Source organism: Halopseudomonas oceani, assembly GCF_963677335.1.
Classification (GTDB): domain Bacteria; phylum Pseudomonadota; class Gammaproteobacteria; order Pseudomonadales; family Pseudomonadaceae; genus Halopseudomonas; species Halopseudomonas oceani.
In genome coordinates this window covers 3,880,060-3,896,025 of the sequence record NZ_OY781932.1, presented here as the reverse complement: position 1 = coordinate 3,896,025, position 15,966 = coordinate 3,880,060, and the positions used below count along the sequence as shown (strand labels likewise).

Sequence of the window (15,966 nt, the reverse complement as noted above, 5' to 3'; positions counted from 1 at the left end):
GCACAACCATGAACACGTTCAAGCGCAAGTCACTCGCTGCCACCCTGTCGCTCGCGGTTTCGCTGGGCCTCGGCAGTCTGCTCTCGACCTCGGTGCAGGCGGTCGAGGATCTGGAGAAGGAAGATCTCAAGTTCGGCTTCATCAAACTGACCGACATGGCACCGCTGGCGATTGCCTACGAGAAGGGCTTTTTCGAGGATGAGGGGCTGTATGTCACCCTTGAGGCTCAGGCCAACTGGAAGGTGCTGCTCGACCGGGTGATCGACGGCGAGCTGGACGGCGCGCACATGCTGGCGGGTCAGCCGCTCGGTGCGACTATCGGTTTTGGCACCCAGGCTGACGTCATTACTGCCTTCTCGATGGACCTCAACGGCAACGGCATCACCGTCTCCAACGACGTCTGGGATGAGATGAAAAAGCACATCCCGCTGGATGCCGACGGCCGGCCCCAGCACCCGATCAGCGCCGCCGCGCTCAAGCCGGTGATCGAGCAATACCGGGCGGCCGGCAAGCCATTCAACATGGGCATGGTGTTTCCGGTGTCCACCCATAACTACGAGCTGCGCTACTGGCTGGCGGCCGGCGGCATCAACCCCGGCTACTACGCGCCGGCGCGTGGCGATACCTCGGGTCAGATCAACGCCGACGCGCTGCTCTCGGTGACGCCGCCGCCGCAGATGCCGGCGACCATGGAAGCCGGCACCATCAATGGCTATTGCGTGGGTGAGCCGTGGAACCAGCAGGCGGTGTTCAAGGGCATTGGCGTGCCGGTGATCACTGACTATGAGATCTGGAGGAACAACCCGGAGAAGGTGTTTGGCGTCAGCCAGACCTGGGCCGACGAGAACCCCAACACCCACATCGCGGTGGTTAAGGCGCTGATCCGTGCTGCGGCCTGGCTGGATGCGGATAACAACGCCAACCGTGCTGAGGCTGTGCAGATTCTGTCCCAGCCGGCCTATGTGGGTGCCGACGCCGAAGTAATCGCCAACTCGATGACCGGCACCTTCGAATACGAGAAGGGCGACAAGCGGGAGGTCCCGGACTTCAACGTGTTCTTCCGCTACAACGCGACCTATCCGTTCTACTCCGACGCCATCTGGTATCTGACCCAGATGCGCCGCTGGGGCCAGATTGGCACCGCCCAGCCGGACAGCTGGTACATGGACGTGGCGAAGAAGGTCTACCGCCCGGACATCTACGCCCAGGCCGCGCAGGAGCTGATTGCCGAAGGCAAGTTGCCGGCTGATGCCTTCCCTAACTTTGCGACCGAAACCGGTTTCAAGGCACCGACCAGCGAGTTCATCGACGGCGTGACCTACGACGGCACCCAGCCCAATGCTTATCTGCAGCAGTTTGCAATTGGGCTCAAGGGCGACGAACAGCTGTAATCCGAGTGGCTCCGGCCAGCCGCCGGAGTCCCTTTACCCTGATGGCAGAGGTATGAGGCTATGAGTAACAAGCTGATCAACTATCTGGAAACCGCCGGGCTTAACTGGATGGTGCCCGTGGTTCGGCTGTGCCGCGGTGAAGATGCACGCGAGCAGGCAACCGAGCTGTTCAACAAGGCGGGGTTGCCGCTGATTGCGCTACTGGTGTTTCTGCTGGTGTGGTCGGTCGGCGCCTCACAGGTCAAGACCAGTCTCGGTGTACTGCCGGGACCGGCAGCCGTCTGGCAGCAGGCGGTCAATCTGGTCGACGAACATCAGATCGAGCGCGCCAAGGCTGATGCCTTTTATCAGCGCCAGGAGGTGCGTAACGCCGCCAAGCTGGAACGGGACCCGACTGCCGAAGTACGCATTCGTGACTATACCGGCAAGCCAACCTTTATTGATCAGATCGGTACCAGCCTGCTGACGGTATTTACCGGCTTTGTGCTGGCCAGCCTGATTGCCATTCCGGTCGGGGTGGCCTGTGGGTTGAGCCCGACCCTGTATGGCGCAATCAGCCCGCTGGTGCAAATATTCAAACCGGTGTCGCCGCTGGCCTGGCTGCCGATTGTCACCATGGTGGTGAGCGCGGTGTACATCTCCGACGACCCGCTGTTTCAGAAGTCGTTTATTACCTCTGCGGTGACGGTAACCCTGTGTTCGCTGTGGCCAACGCTGATCAATACGGCTGTGGCGGTTGCCTCGATTGACAAGGATTGGATCAACGTCGGTCGGGTGATTCGTCTGAGCTGGGTAACTCAGGTGTTTCGCATCGCCATCCCGGCGGCGCTGCCGATGATTTTCACCGGCCTGCGGCTGTCGCTCGGGGTGGGCTGGATGGTGCTGATTGCCGCCGAGATGCTGGCGCAGAACCCGGGGCTCGGCAAGTTCGTTTGGGATGAGTTCCAGAACGGCAGCTCCGATTCGCTTGGCCGCATCATGGTGGCAGTGATCACCATCGGCATCATCGGCTTTTTGCTCGACTGGCTGATGCAGACCCTGCAGGGCCTGCTGTCCCATCAAAAGCCCGCTGGCCACTGATCAAAAGGAGAATTCACCATGTCCGTTATTGCCATGCGTAAAGAGCAGATCGACAGCCAGGAGGAAATTGTCACTCCGGAGGTATCACGTGAACGAAGTTTCCTGGATCTGTCCGGCGTGTCGATTGACTTCCCGACCCGCAAGGGGCCGTTTCGCGCGCTGAACAACGTCAATCTGAGGATTGCCAAAGGCGAGTTTGTCTCGATCATCGGTCACTCCGGCTGCGGCAAGTCGACGGTGCTGAACATCGTCGCCGGCCTTTGCCGCGCCACCGAGGGCGGTGCGATCCTCAATGGTAAGGAGGTGACCGAGCCGGGGCCCGAGCGAGCAGTCGTGTTTCAGAACCACGCCTTGCTGCCCTGGCTGACCTGTTACCAGAACGTGGAGTTGGCGGTCAAAGCCGTGTTCAAGGGCCGCAAGAGCAAGCAGCAAATGCGCGAGTGGATCGAGCACAACCTCAAGCTGGTGCACATGGACCACGCGATTCACAAATACCCGGCGGAAATCTCCGGCGGCATGAAGCAACGGGTTGGAATAGCAAGGGCGTTGGCAATGGAGCCCTCAGTGCTGCTCATGGACGAGCCCTTCGGGGCACTGGACGCGCTGACTCGTGCCCACCTGCAGGATTCGGTCATGGAGATTCAGGCCGAGTTGAACAACACGGTGATCATGGTTACCCACGATGTGGACGAAGCGGTGCTGCTGTCGGACAAGATCGTGATGATGACCAACGGCCCGTCGGCGACGGTCGGCGAGGTGCTGACCGTCGATCTGCCGCGGCCCCGTGAGCGGCTGGCGCTGGCCAGTGACGAGCGCTACAACCAGTTCCGCTCGCAGGTGCTGAGCTTCCTGTACGAGCGGCAGCGGCGACCGGAAGGGGTTTGATCTCTGTTGTGGGGCACATGAGGGCACAGCACGCTGTGCCCGGGCGGCGCATTACATCAGCGCATCCGCGGTGATATCGGCAATGGTCGGCGTACCGGCTAGCGCCATGGTCACCTCCAGCTCCTCACGCAGCACTCGCAGCATGTGCGCCACCCCCAGCGGTCCGGCGACGGCCAGTGCGTAGAGTTGCGGGCGGCCGAGCAGCACGGCATTGGCACCGAGAGCGATGGCCTTAAAAACGTCAGTGCCGCGTTCAATGGCGCCGTCCAGCAGCAGGCAGAAGTCTGGGCCGACCGCCTGGCGGATACGCGGTAGCATTTCGATGGCGCTCGGCACGCAATCCAGCGTGCGGCCGCCGTGGTTGGAGATCACCGCTCCAGCCAGCCCCATGTCCTGTGCGCGTTTTACGTCCGCCGGGTGCAGTAAGCCCTTGAGGGTGATCGGCAGACGCGTCTGCTGCTGCAGCCAGGCAATGTCGTCCCAGCTCGGTACTTCACTCATCATGCCTTGAAAAACGATGCTCTGGCTGGGATCGAAGCTGGCGCTCGGCAGCGGTGGCCGGCCTGTCAGGTTGACGGCTTCGATACCGACGGGCAACTCATATCCGGCGCGCTGGGCGCGGTTACGAATACCGTGCAGCGGCGCGTCTACAGTAATCATCAATTGGCTGTAGCCGGCTACTTCGGCGCGACGCACCAGACTCAGGGTGAAGTCGCGGTTCTGCTGCATATAAAGCTGGAACCAGCGTGGGCTGTCCAGCCGGGCTGCGATGTCTTCCAGCGGCTGACAGGCCAGTGTGCTGACCACCATGCTGGTTTCCAGCACGCTGGCCGCGGTAGCGGTCGCCAGCTCGCCGTCCGGGTGCACCAGCCGCTGGAAGGCGACCGGCGCCAACAGTAACGGGTGGCGCAATGTCTCGCCCAGCACGCGGGTGTGGGTGCTGCCTGCGGTGCAGTCAACCAGCGGCCGCGGCAGAATCATTAACGCATCCAGCTGCTGACGGTTGCGCTTGAGCGTGATCTCGTCCGCGCCGCCGCCGGCGATGTACTCCAGTACCGGTGGGGCGATGAATTCGGGGGCATAGCGCGCGTAGTCGGCAACGCTGACCAGATCGCGTGGAATCTCGCTGAGTGGTGCACGCAGCGGGGAATGGTCTGGCATGCTCATCGGGGCTTCTCGCTCAGGTGTCCGCCCATTGGCGAATCAGGTTGTGATAGACGCCGGACAGGCGTACGACTTCGCTGTGGCTGGCGCCCAGCTCGGCGGTCAGCGCCTGAACGCTCTGGTCCAGCTCGAACAGGGTTTCGCGCTGCTGGTTGCTGCGTACCATGCTCTGCAGCCAGAACACCGCACAGGTCCGTGCGCCGCTACTGACTGGGGTCACGGTATGCAGACTGGTGGAGGGGTAGAGCGCCAGATCGCCAGCCTCCAGCTTGACACGCTGGCTGCCGAAGTTGTCTTCGATGACCAGTTCACCGCCTTCATACTCCTGCGGGCTGCAGAGGAACAGAGTGGCTGACAGGTCGGTACGGATCGGGGTCGGGCTGCCGGGCGCGTAGCGAATCGCGTTGTCCACGTGCAGGCCGTAGGTTTCGCCGGTGCGGTAACGATTGAACATCGGCGGGAAAATCTTCAGCGGCAATGCCGCAGATATAAACGTTGGGTGTTTGCCGAGTGTGGACAGGATGATCTCGCCCAACTGACGGGGCAGTTGGCTGTCGAGCGGCAGTTGCTGGTTCTGCTTGACCTGACGCGCCTGGGCTCCGGCGGTGGCGTTGCCATCCTGCCAGTCGGCGGCGTCCAGATGGCCGCGAATGCGTTCGACCTCGGTGGGGCTGAACGCCCCGGGAATGACGATGATCATGTCGGTATTCCTCGGAAACGGAACAGCGGCGAGGTTGCCCCCGCCGCTGTTGTCGTGCTCACTGTTGCCGCGTCAGAACTTGTAGCGGGCAGTCAGCTGAGCGTTGCGTGCGTCACCCTTGTACACGATGCTGCCGCCGCGGTACACCGCGGTGTAGTAGTCCTCGTTGAACAGGTTTTGCAGGTTGGCGCGCAGGTCCAGCTGTTCGTTGACCTTGTAGCTGGCGAACAGGTCGTAGACGGTGTAGCCGTCCAGCACGATGTTGCCGTTGGCGCCGGTGTCCGGCTGGCCACCAAAGATTTCGCTGGAGTAGGTCATGGTGCCGCCGAAGGCGAAGGCCTGCGTCAGTTGATAGCGCAGCTGGGCGTTGGCACTTTTCTCGGCGAAGTTGGCTTTGGGGCGACCTTCGTTGATTGGGTGAAATGACTCCAGGGTCTCGGAGTTCATCACGGCTGCACCGATCTGGCCGCTCAGGCGGTCGGTGATGTTGCCGGCCAGACCCAGCTCGATACCGTGCACGCGGTTTTTGCCGGTGTTCAGGCTACCGCCGCTCTGATAGGAGTTGTTGTCGCCTTCGATGACGTCTTCCTTGGTGGTCTGGAATACCGCTGCAGTCAGCAACAGACGGTGATCCAGCAGGTTCCACTTGGTGCCCAGCTCCCAGTTGGTGGACTGCTCCGGCTCGGCACTGGCGTAGTTGCCGGCGTCGTCGGTGCAGATGCCGCCGTAACCGCAGTTGGTGCCGGCATCCGCCTCACCGCCGTTGATGTTGGAGGAGGTGCTCCAGCTCACATAGACGTTACCGTGCTCCCATGGCGAGTAGACCACGCCCAGATGGCCGTTCCAGAAGCCATCGTTATACTTGTAGGTTGCTGCCGGGATGATCACGCCGCCACGTCCGGTCCGCTCGGCGGTGTCGAGATAGTAGTCAAAGCGGTCATAGCGCAGACCGGCAAACACTTCCCAGTCTTCGTTGAGGGTAACGGTATCCATCACATAGGCCGAGATGGTTTCCAGCTCCAGCTTGGTGACCGCATCACCGCGACTGGTGGTGCCGCTCCAGGCACTGTTGTCGGGGTTATAGGGGTTAACCGGCACGTTGCTAGGAGTGATGCTGTAGCCGCCGGCATCGGTCTGCTCGTTGGCAAACTCCATACCCGTAACCAGGGTGTGGCGAACCTCACCCCACATCTTGTCGATGGTCAGGTTGGTCTGGTTGCCCAGATAGTCGTTTTCCTGCCAGCCGGTGAAGCTACGCAGACCGCCGTTGCGCGGGATGGAGATGATGTAGCTGTTTTCGGTAGAGCCAACACGGCTCTTGTTTTCCAGCTTCAGGCCGTCGCCCAGTTCCCACTCAAAACCGAGGGTGAAAATGTCAGCGCCGGTGCGCTGGAAGTCCAGACCGCTTTGGCCGACGTACTCGATGTCGTCGTTGACCTTGCCGGTAGCGCGATCAATTGCGACACCCGGATCGGTACGGTCATCGCTGCGAGCGTAGTAGTAGTCGGCGAGGATTTTGAACTCGTCGAGCGGCTGGTAGATACCGGAGATCAGGGCGCCAGTGCGACGCTTCTCGGCCGGGCCGCGATCTGGCACTTCGGCTTCGGTGTACAGGCCGTTGAAGCGGATGGCCAGATCCTCGGTCAGGACGCGGTTGGCATCCAGGGTGTAACGCTCGTAGTCGTCGGTGCCGAGGCCACCTTCGATGGTGGTGAAGTCATCCCACAGGTTGGCCTTCTTGGTCACGCTGTTGACCGCGCCGCCAGTGGAGCCGCGGCCGGCAAAGGTGGAGCTCGGGCCCTTGGCGATTTCGATCTGCTCCAGCGCGAAGGTCTCTCGAGTAATCAGGCCCGGGTCGCGCAGACCGTCGGTGTAGATGTCGCTGCGGGCTTCGTAGCCGCGGATGATGTAGCGGTCGCCGAACGAGTTGCCGCCTTCGCCGGTACCCAGGGTGATGCCGGGCTGGGCGCTGAGGATGTCCTTGAGTTCGGTTTTGCCTGAGTCTTCGATGGCGCTGCGCGTGATGACAGTCATGGTCTGCGGCGTGTCTGCGATGTCGCGGGTGCGACGGCTGTCAGACAGGGTGCGGGCCTTGTACGGTGCAGCTTCTTCAGCGTAGGGGTTGGCGTCGGCCTGGATGCCGGTGTCTTCGACGTGCAGGGTGTCGAGGCTGACTTCCTCAGCATACAGTGGGTTGGCGATACCACCAGAGATTGCCAGTGCCAGTGAGGTGGCTACCAGACTGTGCGGGCCTGCAATCTTGCGCATGCTGAGTTCGCTACCCTGTGGGGGAGTAGCGTTGACGGTTTTGTTGCTCATGCTCTCTTTTTCCTGGATCTAATGGTTTCCATGTTGGCGACGGCGCGCTCTTCTCTGGAACGCGTCCGTGCGTCGGGAACGCCGTCGTTGATACCGCGTTACGGTTTTTCCTGTTAGGCACTGCTGTTGCGGGCGGGGCGTTTGCTCAGCGGCTGTTGACCACCTTGAAGTCGACCGGAATGCGCAGCGGCATCTGGTCTTCACTCATGTCGTCGCTGAATGGCGGAAACGGCGAAGCGTCTTCCAGCATCTTCATTACCGCCCGATCCAGGCGTGGGTAACCCGAGCTTTCGCGGATCTGCGCATCGGTGACTGAGCCATCGCGGTGAATCACAAAGCTGAGAATGGCGACCCCTTCCTCGCGCCGGCGGCGGGAGGCATGCGGGTAGCGTTTGTGCCGTGCCAGGCTCGCTGCGACCTTGGCCTTGTAGTCAGTGGACGCGCCGCCCATACCGCCAGAAGTGGCCGCGTTGCCGACACCGGTAGATTGCTTGAGCTGGGCCTGGCTGGCTTCGCTCTGACCTTGCTCGACCGGCGTTGCGGTGGGCGCAGGTTCGGGTGTCGGCTGGGGGGCTTCGACCTGTTCGCGTGGCGGCTCCGGACGTGGCTTGGGCTTGGTCTGGACCCGCGCCTGTGCCTGTTGACGCGGCGGCTCGGGTGTCGGCTCCGGTGGTGGCGGTGGCGGTGTTGGCTTGGGGGGTGCCACTTCCTTGGGTTGTTCGGTTTCCTGCGCTTCACCCAGGTCGCCCAGCATGCCCAGATCGATCTCAACGCCAAGCTGGCCTTGGGCCGCTGCCGTGCCCTGGGGCGGATTGAACACCAGCAGAATAAAGACGGCGATATGGGCTAAAGCGGCCAGCAGCAGGGCACCAATCCAATGATGTGCACGGATCATGGCAGGGCCTCACCAGGTTGGGTCAGCAAGGTGACGCGGCGGAACCCAGCTGCTTTGATGCGTTGGAGCAGGGCTTGCAGGTTCTCGACCGGAACATCGCCGTCTGCTTTGACGGCCAGCGTGAAGCCCTCCGGGTCTTCCACCTGCTCGAAGGCGGCGACCAGTGGAGCCTCAAGCTCGTCGAGGGTGATCTGTTGATCCTTGAGCCAGATGTTCAGCTCGGCGTCGATCAATATCTGCATTGCCTCATCGTCAATCGGTGCCTCGGCAATCGATTCAGGTGGCGATACAAAGGTGGCATCGGACTGGCTGATCTGGCCGGCGACCATGAAAAAGATCAGCATCAGGAACACGATGTTGATCAGCGGAATCAACTGGTCGTCGCCGTTGTCCTTGCGGGTGCTGTTTTCGGCAACCAGCTTCATGGCAGCACTCCGGTCATGGAGACTTTTTTCGCGCCGGCGCGGTGTAGCTGATCCAGCAGCGATACCAGCGTTTGGGTCTTGACGTCGGGCGCGGCTTCAACGGCAAAAACCGCCTCGGGATTGGCCGCCACCAAAGCACTCAGCGCGGTCAGATCCTGCAGCTGATAGCTTTTGCCTGCATGGGTGACACGGCCGGCGTCTGACTCCACACGCACCACTTCAATTTTGTCCGGCGTTTGCTCGGACTGCTCCGCTGAGGACAGGGTGATCTGCCGCCAGTGCATGAAGTTGGAGGAGAGCATGAAGAACAGCAGCAGGATGAACACCACATCAATCAGCGGTGTCAGGCTGATGCCGCGACGCTTCTTGCCCGGGAAGGCTTCAAGCTGCATTGGCGACTTTTCCGCTGCTGACCGACGACTTGGGCTGGTGGGTAAACACCTGAGTGACGGCATCGTTCAGGCTGGCGGCGATGCGCTCAACCCGGCGCTCCATCCAGCTGTGCACGGCAACCACTGGGATCGCGACCGCCAGGCCGACCGCGGTAGTCAACAACGCCTGCCAGATGCCTCCGGACAGCACAGACGGGTCAACCCGGCTACCTGCGGCTTCCATATTCTGGAAGGCCACAATCATGCCCAGAACGGTGCCGAGCAAGCCAAGTAGTGGCGCCAGGTTGGCAATAACTTCGAGTGGGCGCAGCAGCAGCTTGAGCTGGTTGAGACGGAAGCTGGCAACCCGCTCCAGCTCTTCGCGCAGCAGCTCTTGATTGGTGCCACTGCGCTTGCCGCGCATGGCCAGTAGTAGAACCGCGGGAACGGTCTGACGGGTATTGAGCTGGGCGATGGCTTCGTCGGCCTGGCCCTGGTGCCAAAGTGCCAGACTGCGGCGTACGGCGCGGGTTCCTTCCGGGGCGGGCATGTAGAACTGCCACAGTTTGATCAGCAGGATGCTGAGGGCAACAACCGACATGCCAAGCAGAATCCAGACCACCGGGCCGCCGACGATCAGCCACTCACGCAGCGTATCCAGCAGGGTGGTGGCTGTCTCAACATTGTCAACAGCAGCGTTCAGACTGGCGTCCAGGGAGGCGGCAGGCAACGTGGGATCGGCAGCGACGGTAGCCGCCGCTGCGTCGATGGCAGCATCAGGAACGGCGCTGCCGAGCGCGGTGGCTGCGGGTTCGATTGCGGTGGGCGTGGTGGCTTCTACTGTCACGGTCGGTCTCCGGAGAGAAAATTGAGGCGCAAATGATAGGTGTTCTCATTACTTCTTGCAACAACAAGGAATACAGAGATGCCGGCTTCGGGAGCGTCTCGGTAATGCCGTTGTCCCAGATAAATGGTTCCCCACTATTGACCGCCGGGTCGCTTGGTTTTAAGGTTCGCTCCGAACGTTGAGGCTGGCACGATCCATACGGCTCAAGTACTGACGACGAGACAGCAAGACTGCTGAATAGAGCGGGCTTATTGCTTTCGGCGCACGCCTTGGGAAGTAGGCGAACCAAAGTGGGGATACTGATCAGACGTTCGCACCCCCGGGTTGTGTGTTGGCTGAAAGCGTTCAGAGTCGCTTCCGTCGGAAGGCGTACCTCAGGCTCCTGCTCATTGAGCGGGGCGTGCGTGTGCACCTCTGCCCTGCATATCTGATCCTCTTTTCGTCCCCACGCGGTCCGTCACCCGAACTTAATGCTTTGGAGCCGACGCCATGTCCATCAAACTTGACGACTACTTCGATCGTGACACCTTCAGCCGTCTGAAGGCCGCCGCTGACCAGCGCGAAACCCCGTTCCTGGTCGTTGACCTGAAAACCATTGATCGTGCCTATGACGAGCTGGTCGACGGCTTTCCGTTTGCCAAGGTCTACTACGCCGTAAAAGCCAACCCCGCCAACGAAGTACTCTCGCTGCTGCGCGACAAGGGCTCCAACTTCGATATCGCCTCCATCTATGAGCTGGAGAAGGTGCTGGCGCTGGGCGTCAAGCCGGAGCAGATCAGCTTTGGCAACACCATCAAGAAAGCACGTCACATTCGCGCCTTCTATGAGAAGGGGGTGCGCCTGTATGCCACTGACTCCGAAGCGGACCTGCGTAACATTGCCAAGGCTGCGCCAGGCTCCAAGGTGTATGTGCGGATTCTGACCGAAGGCTCGACCACTGCCGACTGGCCGCTGTCACGCAAGTTCGGCTGCCAGACCGATATGGCCATGGACCTGCTGGTGCTGGCGCGAGAGTTGGGCCTGGAGCCCTACGGCATCTCCTTCCACGTTGGTTCGCAGCAACGCGACATCGGCGCGTGGGATGCCGCCATTGCCAAGGTCAAGGTGATCTTCGAGCGCCTGAAAGAAGAAGACGGCATCAACCTGAAGATGATCAACATGGGTGGCGGCTTTCCGGCCAACTACATTACCAAGACCAACACCCTGCAGACCTACGCGGAAGAAATCACCCGCTTCCTGCAGGAAGACTTCGGTGATGAACTGCCGGAGATCATTCTGGAGCCGGGTCGTTCGCTGATCGCCAACGCTGGTATTCTGGTCAGTGAAGTCGTACTGGTCTCGCGTAAGTCGCACACCGCGCTGGAGCGTTGGATTTACACCGACGTGGGCAAGTTCTCCGGCCTGATCGAAACCATGGACGAATCCATCAAGTTCCCGCTGTGGACCGAGAAGCAGGGCGAACTGGAAGAAGCCGTCATCGCCGGCCCGACCTGCGACAGCGCCGACATCATGTACGAGCACTACAAATACGGTCTGCCGCTGAACCTGGCCATCGGCGACCGTCTATATTGGTTGTCTACCGGTGCCTACACCACCAGTTACAGCGCTATCGAGTTCAACGGCTTCCCGCCGCTGGAAGCGATCTACGTCTGACGCTGAAAGCAGCGGCGCGCTCTAAGCCGCATGTTGCAAGAGAAAACCCCGCGTCGCTAACGGCGCGGGGTTTTTGTTTATGGGCATGGATCGCAGTTTCGATATGCCGCGGGCAAGAAGAGCCTGTAGCAGCTAACTGACGCAGCTGTTGGGTGGTACATTCCGCGCAGGGAAATAACTGCGTATAGGGATTAGTATGCTTGAGATTGCATTTTGTGGGCTGGTTGGGCTGCTGTTGATCGGACCGCTGTTCATGAATGCCATTGGCCCTTTCATCGTCTGGCGTACCCAGAAGATTCCTACCATTGTCCAGTTTGAGCCGCTCAGCGACGATGCTTTCTATGAGCATTGTTCAGCGTTGGTGCAGTTGTATGACCAGCAGCTCCGTGACGCGGGGTTCTTGGTCGTCGGCAACTCATCGATGCACGACAGTCAGACTGATAGCTACTTCCGGGTTTACTGGCACGATGCGTTGAAGCTAGCCGCTACGGCAGTGGACATTATTGGAGCCAACCAATCCACGCTGAGCTATTGCGAGTTATCGCAAAAATACACCGACGGATGCTGGCTGAATGTTTCCAATAGCAACCGCTCTGAGGCCTACCCGGAATTACCTATCAAACAGAGTTTTCAGTTTCCTGATACGCATGATGTTGACGTTCTGCTGGAACGGCATAAGCAACTGCGAAGCAAGTTGAAGGGCGATACGCCGTCGATCGACTACCGGGCGGAGCACGGTTTTGCCGAAATGGCTGCTTTCCTGCGCGAAGAGTCCGATACGTTGTTGGCCAAAGGCTTGGTGAAGCCGGAAATTGATGCAGACGGCAAGCGGCCGCTGACGCTTTATGGCGCTTTTGTCATGACTTGGCGTTCGGTGTGGCCGGGCAGGGTGGTTGCGGTAGCAGCCAAGCGACGTTTGGCTAGACGTTGGTTGCCGAGCGATTAAGCTGCTTGGTAGGTTCTATATAAGGATTTAGGGGCCTGAATCTTTAGCGCTGGGCTCCCTTACCTGGATGCAGTGTAGGCCTGATTTGAAACCCCCGCACTGGGTACAGTGCGGGGTTTTTGTTTTTGGGGCCGGTTTGCGTTGGCTGTAAGGCTGGGTTATCTCTACGGGTAAGCTACGTAAGTCAATTGCAAGAAACAGGGAGTTGTATGGCGCAAAGTCCATTCTATGTATATGCACTTAAAGATCCGAGGACGAAACCCGCCAGACCGTTTTACATCGGAAAGGGAACAGGTAATCGCGCTTGGGAGCATCAGGCAAAAGTTGATGACTCAGACAAGGGAAAGGTCATCGCCGAGATTCATAGCGCAGGGATGAATGTTTTGCACACGGTGATCTCAGATGGGCTGACGGAAGAGCAGGCGCTGAAAATTGAGGCCGAGTTGATATCGGCGTTTGGCATTCGTTCTCAGGGTGGTTTGCTGACGAATCGGGTTCGTCCTAATCCGGACAATATTTCGCGCAAGGTGAAGGTCAATATCCCGGATGGCTGCTACGAGAAGGCGCAAATGGGCTTAGAGCTATTGAAGGCCGCGGTGTTGGAGTTGGCCAAAGCGAACCCGGATGGCATTAAAAACTCGGATGCGGCGAAGTACTTGGGGTTGCAGTCAGATTATGGCGGTGGTTCGAAAGACTATCTGAGTTACAGTCTTTTGGGCTTGCTAATGAAAGAGGGGCGGGTGGGACGCAGTTCATCTGGAAAGCACGTTGCGCTCGTCGAGTAACGACACATGCACCGTTAATGTGAAAAGCCCGCCACCTGTTGCACAGGGGCGGGCTTTCTAACACTAGCTTCTAGCTTGAGGCTTAAAGCTTGCCGCTCCAGAAGTGGCCGTTAGGCAAACTTCTGGATATTGGCCATCAGCTCGCGCAGGGCTTCGATGTTGTCTTTCGGGTGGACGGCGCCTTCGAAGCTGCACAGCTGTTCGAAGTTGGCGGCGACGTCTTCCGGGGTGAAGCCTTCGTCGGGGTTGAAGCCGATACCCAGGGAGCGCTCCCAGCGTACCTTGCCCATCCAGCCACCACCGACTTCGAACAGGCTGCCGGTTTCCTTGCATTCTTCGGAGCACAGGTAGGCAACCAGCGGGCTGACCAGTTCAGGCTTCAGCTTGTCGAATGCGCCTTCCGGGAACAGACCTTCGGTCATGCGGGTGCCGCCAGTGGGGGCAATGGCGTTGACGAAGATGTTGTTCTTGCGGCCTTCGATCGCCAGGGTACGGGTGAAGCCGTACAGGCCCAGCTTGGCCATGCCGTAGTTGGCCTGACCGAAGTTGCCGTAGATGCCGGAGGTGGACGAGGTGAAGATAATGCGACCGAAGTTGTTGTTCTTCATGTGGTCCCAGGCGGCCTTGGTAGTCTTGTAGGCGCCTTCGACGTGGACTTTGTAGATCAGATCCCAGTCGGCATCGGTCATCTTGGCGAAGCTCTTGTCGCGCAGGATGCCGGCGTTGTTAACGACGACGTCGATGCGACCGAAGTTGTCCATCGCGCACTCAACGATGCGATCACCGTTGATGACGTTGTCCGGGTTGGCGATGGCGGTGCCGCCAGCGGCCTTGATCTCTTCGACAACCTTGAGCGCGGCTTCGCTGTTGGCGCCTTCGCCGTTGGTGCTGCCACCGAGGTCGTTGACGACGACTTTGGCGCCGTGTTTTGCGAACAGCAGGGCGTGGGCGCGGCCAATGCCGCCGCCGGCACCGGTTACGATGACGACTTTGTCGTCAAAACGGATATCGCTCATGGGTTGTCCCCTTGGTTTGTGCGGGTTGAAAAAGGCAGCCAGTGTCGAACACTTGTTTGAACAAGGCAATAGGCAGGCAAAGCTCTGAATATTGGCCTATAAACGAGGGTCGACCCGTTGGCCCGACTTAATCCTTGAAGTCGGCCTTGTCCAGACCATGGCGTTTCATCTTGTCGTACAGGGTTTTGCGCGCGAGCCCCAGTTGCATCATGACTTCCTTGATGCTGCCGTTGCAGGCCTTGAGCGCGCTGACCAGCAGGCTCTGCTCATAGGCATCGAGCATTTCGCTCAGGGTTTGCTGACCGCCGGCCGGCGGCAACTGACCGGTTTCCGGTCCGTTCAAGGCGCTGGTTCCCATCAGAACGTAGCGCTCGGCAAGGTTACGCAGCTCGCGCACATTGCCGGGCCAATCGTGCTGCATCAGCGCGGCGGCCTGGTTGGCGTCGAGTGGAATGATTTCCCGGTCGTAGCGGGACGCGGCGATCAGTGCGAAATGGTGAAACAGGAGCGGAACATCCTGCTTGCGCTCGCGCAGCGGCGGAATGTTGATCTGCACGACGTTGAGGCGGTAGTACAGGTCGGCGCGAAATTCGCCGGCGTCGCTCAAGGCCTTGAGGTCGGATTTTGTCGCGGCGACGATGCGCACATCAACGGTAATCGGCTGGTTGCTGCCCAGCCGCTCAACCTTGCGTTCTTCCAGAACCCGCAACAGCTTGACCTGCAGGTTCAGCGGCATGCTTTCCAGTTCATCGAGAAACAAGGTGCCCTGATTGGCGTGCTCGAATTTGCCGATGCGGCGTTTGTCGGCACCAGTGAAAGCGCCGGCTTCATGGCCGAATAGCTCACTTTCGATCAGGTTTTCCGGTACTGCGCCGCAGTTGATGGCGACGAAATTGTGATCGCTGCGGTTGCTGTTTTCGTGGATGTAACGCGCGATGGCGTCTTTGCCTGAGCCGGTTTCGCCATGCAGCAGGATATCGGCGCTGGTGTTGAGCAGCGGTTCGAGCAGGCTGATCACGGTCTGCATACTCTGGGAGTCACCCAGCAGTCGTGGGCCAGGGCGGGTGAGGCCGCGCACTTGGGCTTTGAGGTGGCGGTTCTCCAGCGCCAGACGGCGTTTGTCCAGCGCCCGTTTGATGATTTCGATCAGGCCGTCATGGTGGAAGGGTTTCTCGATGAAGTCGTAGGCGCCCTTGCGCATGGCAGCGACCGCGGTACTGATATCGCCCTGGCCGGTGAGGATGATCACCGGGATGCTGTCATCCAGCTGCTGTATCGCATCGAGTACCGCCAGCCCATCCATACCTGGCATGTGGTAGTCGCATAGCACGATGCCGGTGAAATCACGGCTCAGCCTGGCCAAAGCCTGGGAGCCTTCGGCGTAGCTCTGCACGCTCAGGTCTTCCAGCGCCAGGGTTTGGGTAATTGCCTGGCGAATATCTGCGTCGTCATCGATGAAGATGATGGCTGGCTCGGTCATACCGTCCTC

At 60.0% G+C, this 15,966-nt stretch carries 15 protein-coding genes; 6 read left to right on the top strand and 9 right to left on the bottom strand.

Annotated elements, in window-relative coordinates; translation table 11 throughout:
• The first annotated feature begins 8 nt into the window (after positions 1 to 8).
• From ACKPCU_RS18010 to ACKPCU_RS18000, 3 genes are read left to right on the top strand one after another with little or no spacing between them, the layout of a single operon-like run.
• On the top strand, positions 9 to 1,391 hold the full coding sequence (locus tag ACKPCU_RS18010) for a CmpA/NrtA family ABC transporter substrate-binding protein (RefSeq protein ID WP_321348808.1): 1,383 nt from the start codon (positions 9 to 11) through the stop codon (positions 1,389 to 1,391).
• A gap of 60 nt (positions 1,392 to 1,451) precedes the next feature.
• On the top strand, positions 1,452 to 2,471 hold the full coding sequence (locus tag ACKPCU_RS18005; RefSeq protein WP_321348806.1) for an ABC transporter permease: 1,020 nt from the start codon (positions 1,452 to 1,454) through the stop codon (positions 2,469 to 2,471).
• A gap of 33 nt (positions 2,472 to 2,504) precedes the next feature.
• Entirely contained in the window at positions 2,505 to 3,356 is an 852-nt protein-coding gene (locus tag ACKPCU_RS18000) for an ABC transporter ATP-binding protein (RefSeq protein WP_321351892.1), read from the top strand.
• A 51-nt stretch (positions 3,357 to 3,407) separates the two neighbouring features.
• Here ACKPCU_RS18000 and ACKPCU_RS17995 read toward each other — a convergent pair whose 3' ends face one another.
• The 7 genes from ACKPCU_RS17995 to ACKPCU_RS17965 all read right to left on the bottom strand — a co-directional run bounded on the left by ACKPCU_RS17995 (position 3,408) and on the right by ACKPCU_RS17965 (position 10,077).
• Entirely contained in the window at positions 3,408 to 4,523 is a 1,116-nt protein-coding gene (locus ACKPCU_RS17995) for an alpha-hydroxy acid oxidase (protein ID WP_321348805.1), read from the bottom strand.
• Positions 4,524 to 4,536: 13 nt separating this feature from the next.
• Positions 4,537 to 5,220, bottom strand: a complete 684-nt coding sequence (locus ACKPCU_RS17990; protein WP_321348803.1) for a Fe2+-dependent dioxygenase — start codon at positions 5,218 to 5,220, stop codon at positions 4,537 to 4,539.
• 72 nt (positions 5,221 to 5,292) lie between these two features.
• On the bottom strand, positions 5,293 to 7,539 hold the full coding sequence (locus ACKPCU_RS17985; protein WP_321348801.1) for a TonB-dependent receptor: 2,247 nt from the start codon (positions 7,537 to 7,539) through the stop codon (positions 5,293 to 5,295).
• Positions 7,540 to 7,684: 145 nt separating this feature from the next.
• A complete protein-coding gene (locus tag ACKPCU_RS17980; protein WP_104738913.1) occupies positions 7,685 to 8,434 on the bottom strand; it encodes an energy transducer TonB in 750 nt (249 codons plus the stop codon).
• Positions 8,431 to 8,859, bottom strand: coding sequence for an ExbD/TolR family protein (locus ACKPCU_RS17975; protein ID WP_321348799.1), 429 nt, complete (start codon positions 8,857 to 8,859; stop codon positions 8,431 to 8,433). The genes ACKPCU_RS17980 and ACKPCU_RS17975 overlap by 4 nt, the downstream gene beginning before the upstream one ends.
• Positions 8,856 to 9,251, bottom strand: coding sequence for an ExbD/TolR family protein (locus ACKPCU_RS17970; RefSeq protein ID WP_321348797.1), 396 nt, complete (start codon positions 9,249 to 9,251; stop codon positions 8,856 to 8,858). Before ACKPCU_RS17970 ends, ACKPCU_RS17975 begins: the two co-directional genes overlap by 4 nt.
• Positions 9,241 to 10,077, bottom strand: coding sequence for a MotA/TolQ/ExbB proton channel family protein (locus tag ACKPCU_RS17965; RefSeq protein WP_211287148.1), 837 nt, complete (start codon positions 10,075 to 10,077; stop codon positions 9,241 to 9,243). The genes ACKPCU_RS17970 and ACKPCU_RS17965 overlap by 11 nt, the downstream gene beginning before the upstream one ends.
• Positions 10,078 to 10,566: 489 nt before the next feature.
• Here ACKPCU_RS17965 and ACKPCU_RS17960 point away from each other — a divergent pair, with 489 nt between their 5' ends.
• The 3 genes from ACKPCU_RS17960 to ACKPCU_RS17950 all read left to right on the top strand — a co-directional run bounded on the left by ACKPCU_RS17960 (position 10,567) and on the right by ACKPCU_RS17950 (position 13,461).
• Positions 10,567 to 11,730, top strand: coding sequence for a type III PLP-dependent enzyme (locus ACKPCU_RS17960; protein ID WP_321348794.1), 1,164 nt, complete (start codon positions 10,567 to 10,569; stop codon positions 11,728 to 11,730).
• Between the two features lie 196 nt (positions 11,731 to 11,926).
• The gene (locus ACKPCU_RS17955) at positions 11,927 to 12,676 is read left to right on the top strand and encodes a hypothetical protein (protein ID WP_321348792.1); all 750 of its coding nucleotides are present in this window, start codon (positions 11,927 to 11,929) and stop codon (positions 12,674 to 12,676) included.
• Between the two features lie 209 nt (positions 12,677 to 12,885).
• Positions 12,886 to 13,461, top strand: a complete 576-nt coding sequence (locus ACKPCU_RS17950) for a GIY-YIG nuclease family protein (RefSeq protein ID WP_321348790.1) — start codon at positions 12,886 to 12,888, stop codon at positions 13,459 to 13,461.
• Positions 13,462 to 13,571: 110 nt separating this feature from the next.
• On the opposite strand, the gene ACKPCU_RS17945 is transcribed toward ACKPCU_RS17950, so the two are convergent.
• Both ACKPCU_RS17945 and ACKPCU_RS17940 read right to left on the bottom strand, forming a co-directional pair.
• The gene (locus ACKPCU_RS17945; RefSeq protein ID WP_104738908.1) at positions 13,572 to 14,477 is read right to left on the bottom strand and encodes an SDR family oxidoreductase; all 906 of its coding nucleotides are present in this window, start codon (positions 14,475 to 14,477) and stop codon (positions 13,572 to 13,574) included.
• 127 nt (positions 14,478 to 14,604) lie between these two features.
• Positions 14,605 to 15,957: a sigma-54-dependent transcriptional regulator gene (locus ACKPCU_RS17940; protein ID WP_321348787.1), complete on the bottom strand. Its 1,353-nt coding sequence runs from the start codon at positions 15,955 to 15,957 to the stop codon at positions 14,605 to 14,607.
• Between the last annotated feature and the right edge of the window lie 9 nt (positions 15,958 to 15,966).